The sequence below is a fragment of the Streptomyces sp. NPDC091279 genome, assembly GCF_044757465.1.
Taxonomy (GTDB): domain Bacteria; phylum Actinomycetota; class Actinomycetes; order Streptomycetales; family Streptomycetaceae; genus Streptomyces.
In genome coordinates this window covers 43,245-56,604 of sequence record NZ_JBIVVA010000004.1, presented here as the reverse complement: position 1 = coordinate 56,604, position 13,360 = coordinate 43,245, and the positions used below count along the sequence as shown (strand labels likewise).

Sequence of the window (13,360 nt, the reverse complement as noted above, 5' to 3'; positions counted from 1 at the left end):
TGTCCCCCACAGAGAGCCCGAGTGTGAGCTTCCTGAACGACTCCCCCAGGAGAAGGGGGGGCTCCATCCGACCAACGCCCGGCGACGATGCCAGCACCGCCTGCCCCCTACCCCTCCCCCACCCGGCGGGCGGCCCGGAGCCACTCCCGGTTCATGCGGGTGATGGACACGAGGGGAATCCCCTTGGGACAAGCCGTCGCACACTCGCCCGCCAACGTGCACCCACCAAACCCCTCCTCATCCATCCGCCCCACCATGTCCCACACCCGTGTCTCCCGCTCAGGGGCCCCCTGCGGCAACACGTTCAGATGATTCACCTTCGCGGAAGTGAACAACATCGCCGCCCCATTGGGGCACGCCGCCACACACGCCCCACACCCGATGCACTCCGCGTGCTCGAACGCGGACTCGGCGGCATCCCGCGGCACGGCGGTGGCGTGCGCCTCGGGCGCCGCCCCGGTGGGAGCCGTGATGTATCCCCCGGCCTGGATGATCCGATCGAACGCCGACCGGTCGACGACCAGATCTTTGACCACCGGAAACGCCCCGGCCCGCCACGGCTCGACGTCGATCGTGTCCCCGTCCGCGAAAGATCGCATGTGCAACTGACATGTCGTGGTCCGCTCGGGCCCATGCGCGTCCCCGTTGATGACGACACCGCACGCCCCGCAGATGCCCTCACGGCAGTCGTGGTCGAAGGCGACCGGGTCCTCGCCCTTGAGGATCAGCTCCTCGTTGAGGGTGTCGAGCATCTCCAGGAACGACATGTCGGACGAGATGCCGTCCACCTCGTACGTGGACATCGCGCCGTCGGCGTCGGCGTTCCGCTGCCGCCAGACGCGCAGGGTGAGCCTCATGCGTAACTCCGCTGGGTGGGGTGGACGTACTCGAAGACGAGGTCTTCCTTGTGCAGGACGGGCGCGGCACCGGTGCCGGTGAACTCCCAGGCCGCCGCGTACCCGAACGCGTCGTCGCGGCGCGCGGCCTCGCCGTCGGCTGTCTGGGACTCCTCGCGGAAGTGGCCGCCGCAGGACTCCGCGCGGGCCAGCGCGTCGAGGCACATCAGCTCGGCCAGCTCCAGGTAGTCGACGACCCGATTGGCCTTCTCCAGCGACTGGTTGAACTCCTCGCCGGTGCCCGGCACCTTCACCCGGCGCCAGAACTCCTCGCGGATCTGCGGGATGCGCTCAAGTGCCTTGCGCAGTCCGGCGTCCGTGCGGGCCATGCCGCAGAACTCCCACATCAGTTCCCCGAGTTCACGGTGGAAGGAGTCGGGGGTGCGGTCGCCGTCCACCGCGAGCAGCAGGTTCAGACGGTCCTCGGTCTCCGCCAACACCTCCTCCACGACCGGGTGTTGAGGGGTCACCGGCTCCTGGTGGGGGTGGCGGGCGAGATAGTCGTTGATGGTCGCGGGGAGCACGAAGTAGCCGTCGGCCAGGCCCTGCATCAGGGCGGAGGCGCCGAGCCGGTTCGCGCCGTGGTCGGAGAAGTTGGCCTCGCCGATCGCGAACAGGCCGGGGACGGTGGTCTGGAGGTCGTAGTCGACCCACAGTCCGCCCATCGTGTAGTGCACCGCGGGGTAGATCCGCATGGGCACCCGGTAGGGGTCCTCGTCGGTGATCCGCTGGTACATGTCGAAGAGGTTGCCGTACCTGGCCTCGACGGCCGGCCGTCCCATGCGGGCGATGGCGTCGGCGAAGTCCAGGTAGACGCCCTGCCCGCCGGGTCCGACGCCGCGTCCCTCGTCGCAGACGTTCTTCGCGGCGCGAGAGGCGATGTCACGCGGGACGAGGTTGCCGAAGGCGGGGTAGATCCGCTCCAGGTAGTAGTCGCGCTCGTCCTCGGGGATCTGGTGCGGCGGCCGGGCGTCGCCCTTGGCCCTCGGCACCCAGATCCGGCCGTCGTTGCGCAGCGACTCGCTCATCAGGGTCAGCTTCGACTGGTGGTCGCCGGTGCGCGGGATGCAGGTGGGATGGATCTGTGTGAAGCAGGGGTTGGCGAAGTGGGCGCCGCGCCGGTGCGCCCGCCAGATCGCGGTGGCGTTGGAGTTCATGGCGTTCGTCGACAGGTAGAAGACGTTGCCGTAGCCGCCGCTGGCGAGAACGACGGCGTCGGCGAGGTAGGTGTCGATCGTCCCGGTGACGAGGTCCCGGGCGACGATCCCGCGGGCCCGCCCGTCGATGACGAGGAGGTCGAGCATCTCGGTGCGGGGGTGCATCTCGACGTTCCCGGCGGCGATCTGCCGCGAGAGTGCCTGGTAGGCGCCGAGCAGGAGTTGCTGGCCGGTCTGGCCGCGCGCGTAGAACGTGCGGGAGACCTGGACGCCGCCGAAGGACCGGGTGTCGAGGAGTCCGCCGTACTCGCGGGCGAACGGCACGCCCTGCGCCACGCACTGGTCGATGATCTCGACGGAGATCTGTGCCAGCCGGTGGACGTTGGACTCGCGGGCCCGGAAGTCGCCGCCCTTGACGGTGTCGTAGAAGAGCCGGTGCACGGAGTCGCCGTCGTTGCGGTAGTTCTTCGCCGCGTTGATCCCGCCCTGGGCGGCGATGGAGTGGGCCCGGCGCGGGGAGTCCTGGTAGCAGAACTGGACGACGTGGTAGCCCTGTTCGGCGAGGGTGGCACCGGCCGAGCCGCCCGCGAGCCCGGTGCCGACGACGATCACGGTGTGCTTGCGCCGGTTGGCGGGGCTGACGAGCCTGGCCTCGAAACGGCGGGTGTCCCAGCGCTCGTTGATCGGCCCGGCGGGGGCCTTGGTGTCGACGGCAGGGGCGCCGGTCGTGTAGTCGGTGTACGTCATGTTCAGCTCACCACTCCGATCATGACGCCCACGGGTACGGCGAGGAAGCCGACCGTGAGCAGAGCTGCGAGGACATTGGCCGTGGCCTTGAGGGCGCGGTCGCGGGTGCGGCTGCCGACGCCGAGGGTCTGGGCGGCGCTCCAGAAGCCGTGGCGTACGTGCAGGCCGAGCGCGAGCATCGCGACGATGTAGATGACGTTGCCGTACCAGGTGGAGAAGGTGTCGACGACGTTCTGGTAGGGGTGGCCCTCCTGGAAGCCGCCGCTGTGCACGGTCCCGGTCGTCAGGTCGAGGATGTGCCAGACGATGAACAGGCCGAGGATGACCCCGCCCCAGCGCATGGTGCGGGTGGCGTAGCTGGCCCGCGCCTTCTTGTGCGCGTACGTCGTGGGGCGGGCCTTGAGGTCGCGGCGGCTGAGCTGGTAGGCGGCCGTGGCGTGCGCGACGACGGCGGCCACCAGCACGATCCTGACCAGCCAGAGCGTCCACTCGTCGTGCATGAACGGCTCGCCGACGGTGCGCAGCCAGTGCGCGTAGTGGTTGAACTCGCTCGCCCCGAAGTAGATCTTCAGGTTCCCGATCATGTGGACGACCAGGTAGAGCAGCATGATCAGGCCGCTGACGGCCATCACCGTCTTCTTGCCGACGGAGCTGTCCCACACGGTGCGTGCGAGCGACGGCCGTCGGTCCGTCCGCGTTGCCAGAGCCATGTCCAGCACGCTACGGGCGAGGACGCCGATCGGTCCAAGACATGGTCCGGCTGGTTTCGATAGGCAGGGGCTATGGTGGTGGGGTGCAGTTCCAGCAGCTTCAGTACTTCGTGGCCGTCGCCGAGACCCGCCACTTCACCCGGGCCGCCGAGCTGGTCCATGTGGCCCAGCCGTCGTTGTCCCAGCAGATCAAGGCGCTCGAACGGGAGTTGGGCGCCGGGCTGTTCCTGCGGGCGCGCGGCAACATCACGTTGACCGACGCCGGGGAGGCGTTGCTGCCGCTCGCCCGGCGCATCCTCGCCGACGCGGACACGGCCCGGTACGAGGTGCAGGAACTGGTGCAGTTGCGCGGTGGGCGGGTGCGGCTGGGGGCGACGCCGAGTCTGTGCACCGGGCTGCTGCCGGATGTGCTGCGCGCCTTCCACGACCGGTATGCCGGCATCCAGTTGCTGGTGGAGGAGGGCGGATCGCACGACCTGGTGCGGGAGTTGGCGCGGGGTGCGCTGGATCTCGCGCTGATCGTGCTGCCGTTGCCGCCGGGGTCGCCCGCGCTGACCACGGTGGAGCTGCTGCGGGAGGATCTGGTGGTGGTGTCGTCGCCGGAGGCGGCCGCGCCGGGTGGGGGTGTCGCGGGGCGGCGGGCGGTGCGGATCTCCGACCTGGAGGGGGAACGGCTGGTGATGTTCCGGCACGGGTACGACTTGCGGGAGTTGACCGTCGCCGCGTGTCGCTCCGCTGGGTTCGAGCCGTCGTTCGCTGTCGAGGGCGGGGAGATGGATGCGGTGCTGGGGTTTGTGCGGGCGGGGCTGGGGGTTGCGGTGGTGCCGCGGATGGTTGCCACGCGGGTGGGGCGGGGGTTGCGGGTGACGCCGCTGGCCCGGCCCGGGTTGGCCCGCACGATCGCGTTGGCGCATCGCAGTGACGTTGCTCCGCCTCGGGCGGCGCGGGAGCTTCAGCGCATGCTGCTGGAACGGTAGCGGGCCGTGCCGGGTGCGCCCCGGGCGCCTCGGTTTCCCGGCTGCGCCGTGGGGGCTTCTGGCCGATTCGGGCGCACGGTCGTGGGGTGGTTGCTCGCGCCCACGCGGCGGAGCCGCATATCAGACACAGCCCCGCGCCCCTTAAATGCGCGGCTGCGCCGCGCCCCTTAAATGCCCGGCTGCGCCGTGGGGACTTCCGGCCGATTCGGGCGCACGGTCGTGGGGTGGTTGCTCGCGCCCACGCGGCGGAGCCGCATATCAGACACAGCCCCGCGCCCCTTAAAAGCCCGGCTGCGCCGCGCATCAACAGCAGCCCCCGCCCCCTACTCCATCTCCGCAGCCCTGCGCGCCTCCCGTCCCCCGTTGGTTCTACGTTGCGTCTGTCAGGGTCAAGTTGTGTAGGTGTTCTGGGGGGCCCGGGCGGGCGTAGTACCAGCCTTGGGCTGTGTCGCAGCCCAGGAGGCGGAGTTGGTCGGCCTGGGCGCCGGTTTCCACGCCCTCCACTGTCACCGAGAGGTCGAGGCTGTGGGCCAGGGCGACGATGCCCTCGACGATCTTCAGGTCGACCGGGTCGGCCGGGTACTGCTGCATGCCCTGGGTGAAGGAACGGTCCAGCTTGAGGACGCTCACCGGGAGTCGGCGCAGGTTGGCGAGGTTGGAGTAGCCGGTGCCGAAGTCGTCGAGGGCGATGTCGACGCCCATCTCGGCCAGTCGGCGCAACGGCTTCAGAAGGTCGTCGTCGGCGCCGATCAGGGCCGACTCGGTGACCTCCAGGCAGAGCACGCCGGGATCGACGCCGGTGCGCTCCAGGATCTCCACCGTGTCCTGGACCAGACGGGGATGGGTGAGCTGGCAGGGCGACAGGTTGACGTTGATCCGCAACGGCCCGGCGTCGGCGTACCGTTCGCGCCACTCGCGGGCCTGCCGTACCGACTGCTCCAGGACCCAGCGGCCCAACGGCACGATCAGGCCGGTGTGTTCGGCGAGCGGGATGAAACGGTCGGGGCCGAGCACCCCGTGCTGCGGGTGCAGCCAGCGGACCAGGGCCTCGGCGCCGCGCACACTGCCGTCGCCGAGGTGCACCAGCGGCTGGTACTCGATGAAGAACTCGCCCCGGTCCAACGCCGTCGGCAGGGCCGTCGTCAGGCCGTGCCGGGTGATGACGCGGGCGTCGGCCTCGGGGTCGGCCAGCTCGAAACGGTTGCCGCCCGCCGACTTGGCGCGGTACATCGTGATGTCGGCGCTGCGCAGCACCTCCGCCGGGCTGCGCTCCCCCGCCGGGCCCTCGACGATGCCGATGCTGCCGCGCACGGTCAGTTCACGGCCGTCGACGCTGATGGGGGCGACCATGGCGTTCATGATGCGGGAGGCCAGTTCGTCGACCTCGTTCTCGGTACCGGGTCCCGTGGTCAGCGCCACGAACTCGTCGCCGCCGAGCCGGGCGACCATCTCGCCGGGGGCGGTCGCGCAGGCCTGGAGCCGGTCGGCGACCTCGACGAGCAGCCGGTCACCGGCGGCGTGGCCGAGGCTGTCGTTGACGGTCTTGAAGCCGTCGAGGTCGAGGTAGCACAGGCCGAAGCGCTGGCCGGTACCGGCGCCGAGCGCCTTCTCCAGGCGTTCGAAGAAGAACGTCCGGTTGGGCAGGCCGGTGAGCGCGTCGTGGGTGGCCTCGTAGCGCAGCCGCAGGTTGAGCAGGCGGCGCTCGGTGGTGTCCTCCATCAGGGCCAGCTGGTACTGCGGGGAGCCGTCCGCGTCGCGCAGCAGGGAGACCGTCAGGTTGGTCCACAGGACCGTTCCGTCGGTACGGGAGAACGCCTTCTCCAGGTGGTAGTGCTCGCGTTCGCCGCGCACCAGCTCGTCGTAGAGCGTCCAGGTCTGCGGGGCGTCCTCGGGGTGCGTCCAGTCGGTGACCCGGCGGCCCCTGATGGTCTCCTCGGAGAGCCCGAACATGCGCAGCAACGCCTTGTTGACCTGGAGGATGTTGCCGTCCAGGTCGGCGATGCCGATGCCTATGGCGGCGCCCTCGAAGACCGCGCGGAAGCGGGCCTCGCTCGCGTGCAGGGCCTCGGCGACCATGCTCTGTGCCTTCAGGGCGGCCTTCGAGATGGCCTCCTGCTCCGCCAACGTCCGCTCCCGCAGCGCCTGCGCGTACCCGGCGGCCATGGCGTGCTGGAGGCGTGAGGCGCGGGCCCGCAGATCCTGGGGGTCGCCGTCGCGCCCGCAGTACAGGACGAGATAGGCGTCGACGCAGTCCAGCGTGGAGCTGAGCGCCTCGGGGTCGGTGCAGTGCGCGCGGACCAGGGCGGCGCCGACCGCGCGGCCCTCCTCGGCGTCCAGGCCCCGGGTGTGCAGGGCGTCGCTCAGCCGCCGGGCGAGCGGCAGCAGCACCTCTTCCAGCTCCGGGCGGGTCAGCGAGGTCGACGTCACCGGGAACACGGCCCGGCTCCAGATCGTCGCGAACCTGCGCAGTCTGCCCTCCGGCCCGTCCGGCTCCGCGCTCACGCCGTGCGCCCGACGCCGGCGAACCCCGAGAAGGCGTAGGGGTCCTCGTCCTCCGGTGGAGTGTCCGGCCGCCAGTCGGGCATCGGCACCAGTCCCGGTTCCACCATCTCGTACCCCTCGAAGAACCGCGCGATCTCCTCGCGCGAGCGCATGATCAGTGGGTTGCGAATGTCCTTGTACACGTCGACGAAGCCCTCGGCCCGCTCCGGCGCCACCGCGACCCCCTCGAACGAGGCGTGCGTGAGCACCAGCAGGCTGCCGGGCGCGCACGCGTCGCGCAGCTCCCGCACCGCCGCCCGGGCCTCCTCCACGTCTTCCACGAAGTGCAGTATGGCAACGAGGAGCAGTGCCACCGGACGGTTCAGGTCGATCAGGCGCCGTACTGCGTCGCTGGCGAGTATCTCCTGCGGCCCCAGGAGGTCGGCGGCGACGACCTCCGCGTCCGCGTTGCCGTCGAGGACCGCCTGGCTGTGCGCGACGGCCACCGGATCGTGGTCGACGTAGACGACACGGGCGCCGGGCACGAGGGACTGGGCGACCTCGTGGACGTTGCCGAAGGTGGGGATGCCCGAGCCGATGTCCAGGAACTGGGTGATGCCCTGCCCGGCCGCGTACCGCACCGCGCGGCGCATGAACGCCCGATTCGCCTGCATGATCTTGGGAACTCCCGGCAGGAACTCCATGGCCTTTCGCGCCGCTTCCCGGTCGACCTCGAAGTTGTGCGAACCGCCCAGGTAGTAGTCGTAGATACGCGACACACTCGGCACCGAGATGTCGATGCTTCGTGGGGCCCAGGCGGGACGCTCCATCTGTCTCTCCACGGCGTAGGCGATCCGGTGTTCGAGCTGAGGCTACTGATCGCTTGCCAACAGAGCGAGTCGAAACGGAAATTGACCATCCGTTCCCGGTCACTGCCTGCGGCACTTGCCCAATTCATCCGGGCACCGGTCATGAGGAATGATGATGAATTCCCTTGAACGACAGCAAAACGGCCCGCGTCCTTCCGTTCGGTACGGAAGGACGCGGGCCGGCCGGTCGGTCGCGTGCGCGGCACCCCGGGATGGTGGCCCCGGGTGAGCTGAGCGGCTACTGCGCGGGCGCGCCGATCGGCTTCCCGTCGGGTGCGACGACATACCACGTGCCGCCCACACCCTGGCCGTTGGTGTCCCCGGTGGCCTTGTCGCCGGAGAAGGTGTAGATGGGCCAGCAGTTGATGGTCTGCTGCTTGACGCCGTCGGGCCGGGTGAAGCTCATCAGGCCCTTCTTCTGCACGCCCTTGGTGTCGTCGTTCGCGACGGGGCTGACGGCCGGCCACTTCTCCAGGCAGGTACCGGTGCAGGCGGAGACCGGCTTGGGCCAGGCCTCGTCCTTGAGGAAGCGGTAGACGGTGCGGCCGTTCTTGTCGACGACGATCTCGCCGAGTTTGGCGTCCTTGCGGGTGGACAGGCCCGGCAGGCTGGCGAGGGTCGCCTTCTTGCCGTCGGGGGCCAGCGCGAACCACTTGCCGCCCACGCCCTGGCCGACGGTGTCGCCGGACTTGATGTCCTTCGCGTAGCGGTACGCGGGCCAGCCGCCGATGGTCAGCTGCTTGCTGCCGTCGGCGCGGGTGACCTCGCCGAGCAGGGCCTTGTCGATCCCGGCGCCGGCCGTGGCGTCGTCCGCGGGCACCGGCGGCCAGGCGGTGGCGCAGTCGCCGTCGCAGTTCGACTTGGGGGGCTCGGCGGTGTCGTCGTCGAAGCGGTAGAGGGTGCGTCCGCCGCCGTCGGTGAGCATCTTGCCCAGCTCGGCGTTCTGGGAGACGGCGAGTTTGCCGGCCGCTGCGGCCTGGCCCACGGAGCCCTGCTGCCCGTCGGCCCCGTATCCGTTGCTCGCGCTGGGGCTGGCGCCCGTTCCGACGCCGCCGATGCCGCCCGCGGGGGCCGAGGCGCCCACGTTCTGGCTGCCCACGGAAGGGGCGCTTTCCTGACCGCACGCCGTCGTCAGCGCCATTACCGCCACCGCGCTTGCCACGAGTGAGGCGCTCCGCCAGGAGGTCTTCATCGTCAACTCCCCATCATCACAACGGTGTTGCAGCGCCCTGCTGCGCCGCCGCACGACATGGGGTACGCACGGAGGAGGCGGTCGTGTTCAACCGCCTCGCACATTTCTTTTCGGGGCCGACGCGTGGGGCCCTTGTTTCGTACAGCTGTACATAGTTGCCGCCCACAGGGGTGTGCGCGGATCAAACCGCAGTGCGGGCAGATTCCCCCATTCGAAGCAATCCTTCTCCGCCATGGTGCTCCCGGGCGTCCGAGGCCTCATGATCACCGTCGTGCATCAACCCGAACCGACCCAATCCGCCCTGGCCGCGCGGGTTTTGGCGCTGGTCGCACTGACCTGGCTGCTGGTGGGCGCGCCGGTCGGTGTGGCGAGGGCCGACGCCTGCGCGTACGCGTCGACCGGCCCGGACGGCACCGACGCGGTGGCCATCGCGGGCGGCCACCACCATCACCGGCCCTGGCCGCCGGCCTGCCCGAGGCCCACCCCGAAGCCGCCGCCCCCGAAACCCACCCCCTGCCCCCCGACCCCGACACCCACCCCGACCCCTACACCCACGCCCACCCCGACCCCCACGCCCACTCCCACCCCGCCCCCGAAGCCGACGCCGACTCCCGAGCCGACGCCGACCCCGACACCCACCCCGACGCCCAGGCCGCCCGCGCCGTCCCCTCGGCCCGCGCCGCCGCTCCCGGCACCGGCGCCCACCCCTGCACCCACCCTCACTCCGACCCCGACACTCACCCCGACCCCGGAGCCGACGCCGACGCCGACTGCGAAGCCGTCGGCCAAGCCCTCCCCGCGGCCGTCCGTCACGCCGGTGACGTATCCGCACTACCAGGCGCGGCCGCCCCAGCGGCCGGTCCGGGGGACGACGTCGCCGGTCACCTATGTCCTGTTGATCACGGCGCCCGCCGTGATCGCCGTCGCCGCTCTGCGGCCCCGCTGAATCTGGAGGCATCTCTTGCCGGATTGGCTTGTTCTCACCCTCGCGATGCTCGGCGCCTGTCTCGTCGTCGTCGCCGTCACCTTCGTGCGCACCCGCCGGGCGGACGCCGACGAGGACACCAGCGAGACCCCGGACGTCATCGAGTACATGACGATGTGGATCGGCGTCGTCTACGCCATCGTCCTGGGCCTGGCCATGGCCGGGGTGTGGGAGTCGCGCGGCACCGCCCAGGACCACGTCCAGACGGAGGCCGTCGCGCTGCACGAGATCTCGGAGCGGGTGCGGGTCTACCCGCCCGACGTCCGCGACCGCATTCGGGACGATGTCAACGCCTATGTCGGACAAGTCGTCCACACCGAGTGGAGGTCGATGGCCGACCACGACCGGATGACCGCGCGCGGCGACGCGCTCTTCCAGCAACTGCGCGACGACGTCACCGACTACCAGCCGAAGACGGACTTCGAGGCGCAGGCCTATCAGCCGCTCCTCGACCAGCTCGGCACGGCGGCCGAGGCGCGCGCCGACCGGCAGAACTCGCTGGGCGCGACCATGCCCGACGTGGTCTGGTTCGGGCTGCTGACCGGCGCCGTCATCACCATCGGCATGGTCTTCGCGCTCCAGATCCGGCGCACCGCCCGGGAACTGATCCTGGCCGGGCTCTTCTCCGCGCTGATCGCGTTCCTGCTGTTCCTGATCTGGGACTTCGACTCGCCCTACAGCCGGGGCATCGCGGCCTCGACCCAGCCGTTCCTGGATCTCTTCCCGCAGATCAAGGGCTGACGGTCCCTCACCCGAGGAGCCGAGGGGGGCGTCCGCCACGCCGACGGCGTCCCCCTGCCGCAGGACCGGCCGTCCCCTGAGCGGCCCACACGCTTGCCCCATTCGCACGACTGCGATCGCGCGCACGCACAAGTGTTCCTAGCGTTTTGGACATCGAGGTGCATTGACGACGTGAGCGGAAAAGGTCCGCGGCTGCTCCTCGGGGACCTGGAGGACCACCATGCGCGCGATACGCGTCGCTTCGGCCGTACTGCTGGGCGTCGGCGCCCTCACGCTCTGCGCACCGTCCACCTCCGCGAACGGCGACCGTGACACCCCGTTCGGGTTCGGTGTCCAGCCCGCCACGATCGCGGCGGGCGGCCGGCTCACCCTCCATGTCGACCGGGACCGGGGCCACTGCAAGGGGCCGGTGACGGCCACGTCGGGTGTCTTCGACACCGTCACCATCCGCCCGGGGCAGTCCTCGGCGCAGGTGACGGTGGACTGGGACGCCCGGCCGCGGGCGGCGTACCAGGTGACGTTCACGTGTGACGGCGTGAGCGGCTCCAAGGAGGTGACGATCGCGGGCGGCCGACAGCCCGATCACGACCAGGGGCACGACCAGGGCCAAGGCCATGACCGGGACGAGGGCCGTGACCACGGGGAGTACGACGGCGACCGGTACCGCGACGGCCCCTACCGGGGTGTGCACGCCGGTGAGGGCGGCTCCGTGGCCGGGTTCGACCTCAAGGAACTCGGTCTCGGCGCGGCCCTTGTCGCGGGCTCGGTCGGGGCGGCGTACCACTTCTCACGGCGCCGCTCGGGTGAGGACTCCGCCTGACCGGTGTCCCGTGCACGGTGTTCGCCCCGGACCCTGGGCAGGGTCCGGGGCGAACTCCGTTGCGCGTCAGGGTTCTTGGGGGTTTCGCACAAGGGACGCAGGCGTACACGAGGAACGCACGCGTCAGGGTGCGCGGCGCCGACCGGGCCCGGACCCGACAAAGGGGCCCGCCTCCGAAGGGGGAGAGGCCGGGCCCCTGTCGCGCGCGCCGTCAGATGCGGCGCTCGGTCCGCCGCCGCATCCAGAACAGCCCGCCGCCGACCACCGCGGCGGCCACAAGACCGCCGCCGATCGCCATGTCGGCCGGCGTGGCACCCGAGGTGCTGCTGCCACCGAGCCCGCCCCGGACACCGCCGATGACGGTGAACGCGGCCGGCCGGGTCAGGGTGCGCCCCCGGCAGTCCACGGTGATGTCGTAGGAGCCGGGGCTGATGTCCTCGTGGATGCGTGCGATGCCCCGCGAGGTCTCCCTGGCGCCGTTGAGGGGCGACAGCGAGGTCTCCGAGAAGGCGCGTGATCTCATGGTGCCGCCGTCGCGGCAGCCGTCGACGGTGACCGTCATCTGCCCGCCCCGGGCGATGGCGCTGGGCATGGCCACGATGTTGCTCGGGTTGTTGTCCCACGCGCCGGCCTCGGGGGTGGCGAGCCCGAGGACGGCGACCGTGACGGCAGAGGCCGCCAGGGCACGAGTGCTACGCATGTGATCCTCCGCGGAAGACGCCCCCGGGGGCCGTTCCCCGGTCGATCGGCGAGAAAGCGCCTCCCAGACAGACCCTCAGACGCCCCGCGCGCAAGCGCATTTCGGCGATGGTCCGTCCTGGTGAGCGGTGTGCCGGGCTTTTACCGCGCCATGGGATATCACCGCAGGTCACGGACCGTCAGAAAATAACTTCGCACCACGACTCGGATGGCGCACGGATGTGCGCACAAGGCGTACACGGAATGCGTATAACGCGTCCTCACAAAGGCGCGCAGGGCGTGCAGGCCACCCGTTCGCTTCTCCCCCGTCGCCGGTTTTCCACCCCGGACTTAGCGTTCTGGTATGCGCGAATGGCGAGGCGACGGCCGCGTCGAGAGGGGAAGTCGAATGTCTGCGTTCGAGCTGGCCGAAGAGGAGGAGCAGCAGCCCAAGAAGCGTGCTCCTTGGGGTGTGATAGCGCTGGTGTTGCTGACCGGTCTCGCGCTCCTTCGGAATGGTTCGGGAGAGTTCGACGTCGGTCCGCCGCAGCCCGCCTCCGCCGCGGCGCGGGACAGCCGGCTGCCGGGGGCCACCGTCAAGGCGGTGCCGTTGGCGTACGCGGTGCCGGACCGGGTGCGGATTCCGGCGATCCAGGTGGACGCGCCCGTCACGCAGGTCGGTCTCGACCCGGACGGCTGGGTCGGCGCGCCGCCGCCGGAGGACCCGAACCTGGCGGGCTGGTTCACCGGCGCCGTCTCCCCCGGCGAGAAGGGCACCGCGGTCGTCGTCGGCCATGTCGACAACCGGCAGGGTCCTGCCGTGTTCTACGGGCTCGGGGCGCTGAAGAAGGGAAACCGCGTCGAGGTGGTCCGCAAGGACCGAAAGACGGCCGTGTTCGAGATCTACGGCATCGAGGTCTTCGAGAAGAACAATTTCCCCGGCGACCGTGTCTACGCGTCCAAAGGCGCCCCGGAATTGCGGGTCATCACCTGCGGCGGCGGTTTCACCAAGCAGACCGGATACGACGGAAACGTCGTCGCCTTCGCCCGCCTGGTCGAGGTCCGCTGAGCGTTCCCCCACCGGGCGGGCGGCCGCCCGCGTGTTCC

The 13,360-nt window shown here is 70.6% G+C and carries 12 protein-coding genes; 5 read left to right on the top strand and 7 right to left on the bottom strand.

The features are described 5' to 3' along the window. Positions 1–107 precede the first annotated feature (107 nt). The 3 genes from ACIQOU_RS10670 to ACIQOU_RS10660 are packed head-to-tail and all read right to left on the bottom strand — an operon-like array spanning position 108 to position 3,510. On the bottom strand, positions 108–857 hold the full coding sequence (locus ACIQOU_RS10670) for a succinate dehydrogenase/fumarate reductase iron-sulfur subunit (protein WP_401535895.1): 750 nt from the start codon (positions 855–857) through the stop codon (positions 108–110). Beyond that, the gene (locus tag ACIQOU_RS10665; RefSeq protein ID WP_401535893.1) at positions 854–2,800 is read right to left on the bottom strand and encodes a fumarate reductase/succinate dehydrogenase flavoprotein subunit; all 1,947 of its coding nucleotides are present in this window, start codon (positions 2,798–2,800) and stop codon (positions 854–856) included. Before ACIQOU_RS10665 ends, ACIQOU_RS10670 begins: the two co-directional genes overlap by 4 nt. A gap of 2 nt (positions 2,801–2,802) precedes the next feature. Next, complete coding sequence (locus tag ACIQOU_RS10660) at positions 2,803–3,510, bottom strand: succinate dehydrogenase (protein WP_401535891.1); 708 nt, start codon at positions 3,508–3,510, stop codon at positions 2,803–2,805. Positions 3,511–3,593: 83 nt separating this feature from the next. Between ACIQOU_RS10660 and ACIQOU_RS10655 the strand changes: the two genes are divergently transcribed. After that, a complete protein-coding gene (locus ACIQOU_RS10655; protein ID WP_401535890.1) occupies positions 3,594–4,487 on the top strand; it encodes a LysR family transcriptional regulator in 894 nt (297 codons plus the stop codon). A 369-nt stretch (positions 4,488–4,856) separates the two neighbouring features. On the opposite strand, the gene ACIQOU_RS10650 is transcribed toward ACIQOU_RS10655, so the two are convergent. The 3 genes from ACIQOU_RS10650 to ACIQOU_RS10640 form a co-directional block, all read right to left on the bottom strand. Next, positions 4,857–6,989: a putative bifunctional diguanylate cyclase/phosphodiesterase gene (locus ACIQOU_RS10650; RefSeq protein WP_401535889.1), complete on the bottom strand. Its 2,133-nt coding sequence runs from the start codon at positions 6,987–6,989 to the stop codon at positions 4,857–4,859. Then, entirely contained in the window at positions 6,986–7,798 is an 813-nt protein-coding gene (locus ACIQOU_RS10645; RefSeq protein ID WP_401535888.1) for an SAM-dependent methyltransferase, read from the bottom strand. The genes ACIQOU_RS10650 and ACIQOU_RS10645 overlap by 4 nt, the downstream gene beginning before the upstream one ends. A gap of 277 nt (positions 7,799–8,075) precedes the next feature. Next, a complete protein-coding gene (locus ACIQOU_RS10640; RefSeq protein WP_401536710.1) occupies positions 8,076–9,029 on the bottom strand; it encodes an SCO0930 family lipoprotein in 954 nt (317 codons plus the stop codon). Positions 9,030–9,300: 271 nt separating this feature from the next. Between ACIQOU_RS10640 and ACIQOU_RS10635 the strand changes: the two genes are divergently transcribed. From ACIQOU_RS10635 to ACIQOU_RS10625, 3 genes are all read left to right on the top strand, one after another. Beyond that, a complete protein-coding gene (locus tag ACIQOU_RS10635; RefSeq protein WP_401535887.1) occupies positions 9,301–9,975 on the top strand; it encodes a hypothetical protein in 675 nt (224 codons plus the stop codon). 15 nt (positions 9,976–9,990) lie between these two features. Beyond that, entirely contained in the window at positions 9,991–10,755 is a 765-nt protein-coding gene (locus tag ACIQOU_RS10630) for a DUF4239 domain-containing protein (RefSeq protein WP_401535886.1), read from the top strand. A 220-nt stretch (positions 10,756–10,975) separates the two neighbouring features. Further along, positions 10,976–11,575: a hypothetical protein gene (locus ACIQOU_RS10625; protein WP_401535885.1), complete on the top strand. Its 600-nt coding sequence runs from the start codon at positions 10,976–10,978 to the stop codon at positions 11,573–11,575. A gap of 211 nt (positions 11,576–11,786) precedes the next feature. On the opposite strand, the gene ACIQOU_RS10620 is transcribed toward ACIQOU_RS10625, so the two are convergent. Beyond that, on the bottom strand, positions 11,787–12,275 hold the full coding sequence (locus ACIQOU_RS10620) for a hypothetical protein (RefSeq protein WP_401535884.1): 489 nt from the start codon (positions 12,273–12,275) through the stop codon (positions 11,787–11,789). Positions 12,276–12,662: 387 nt separating this feature from the next. Between ACIQOU_RS10620 and ACIQOU_RS10615 the strand changes: the two genes are divergently transcribed. After that, positions 12,663–13,322 (top strand): class F sortase, encoded by a 660-nt coding sequence (locus ACIQOU_RS10615; protein ID WP_401535883.1) that lies wholly within the window; start codon positions 12,663–12,665, stop codon positions 13,320–13,322. Positions 13,323–13,360 lie beyond the last annotated feature (38 nt).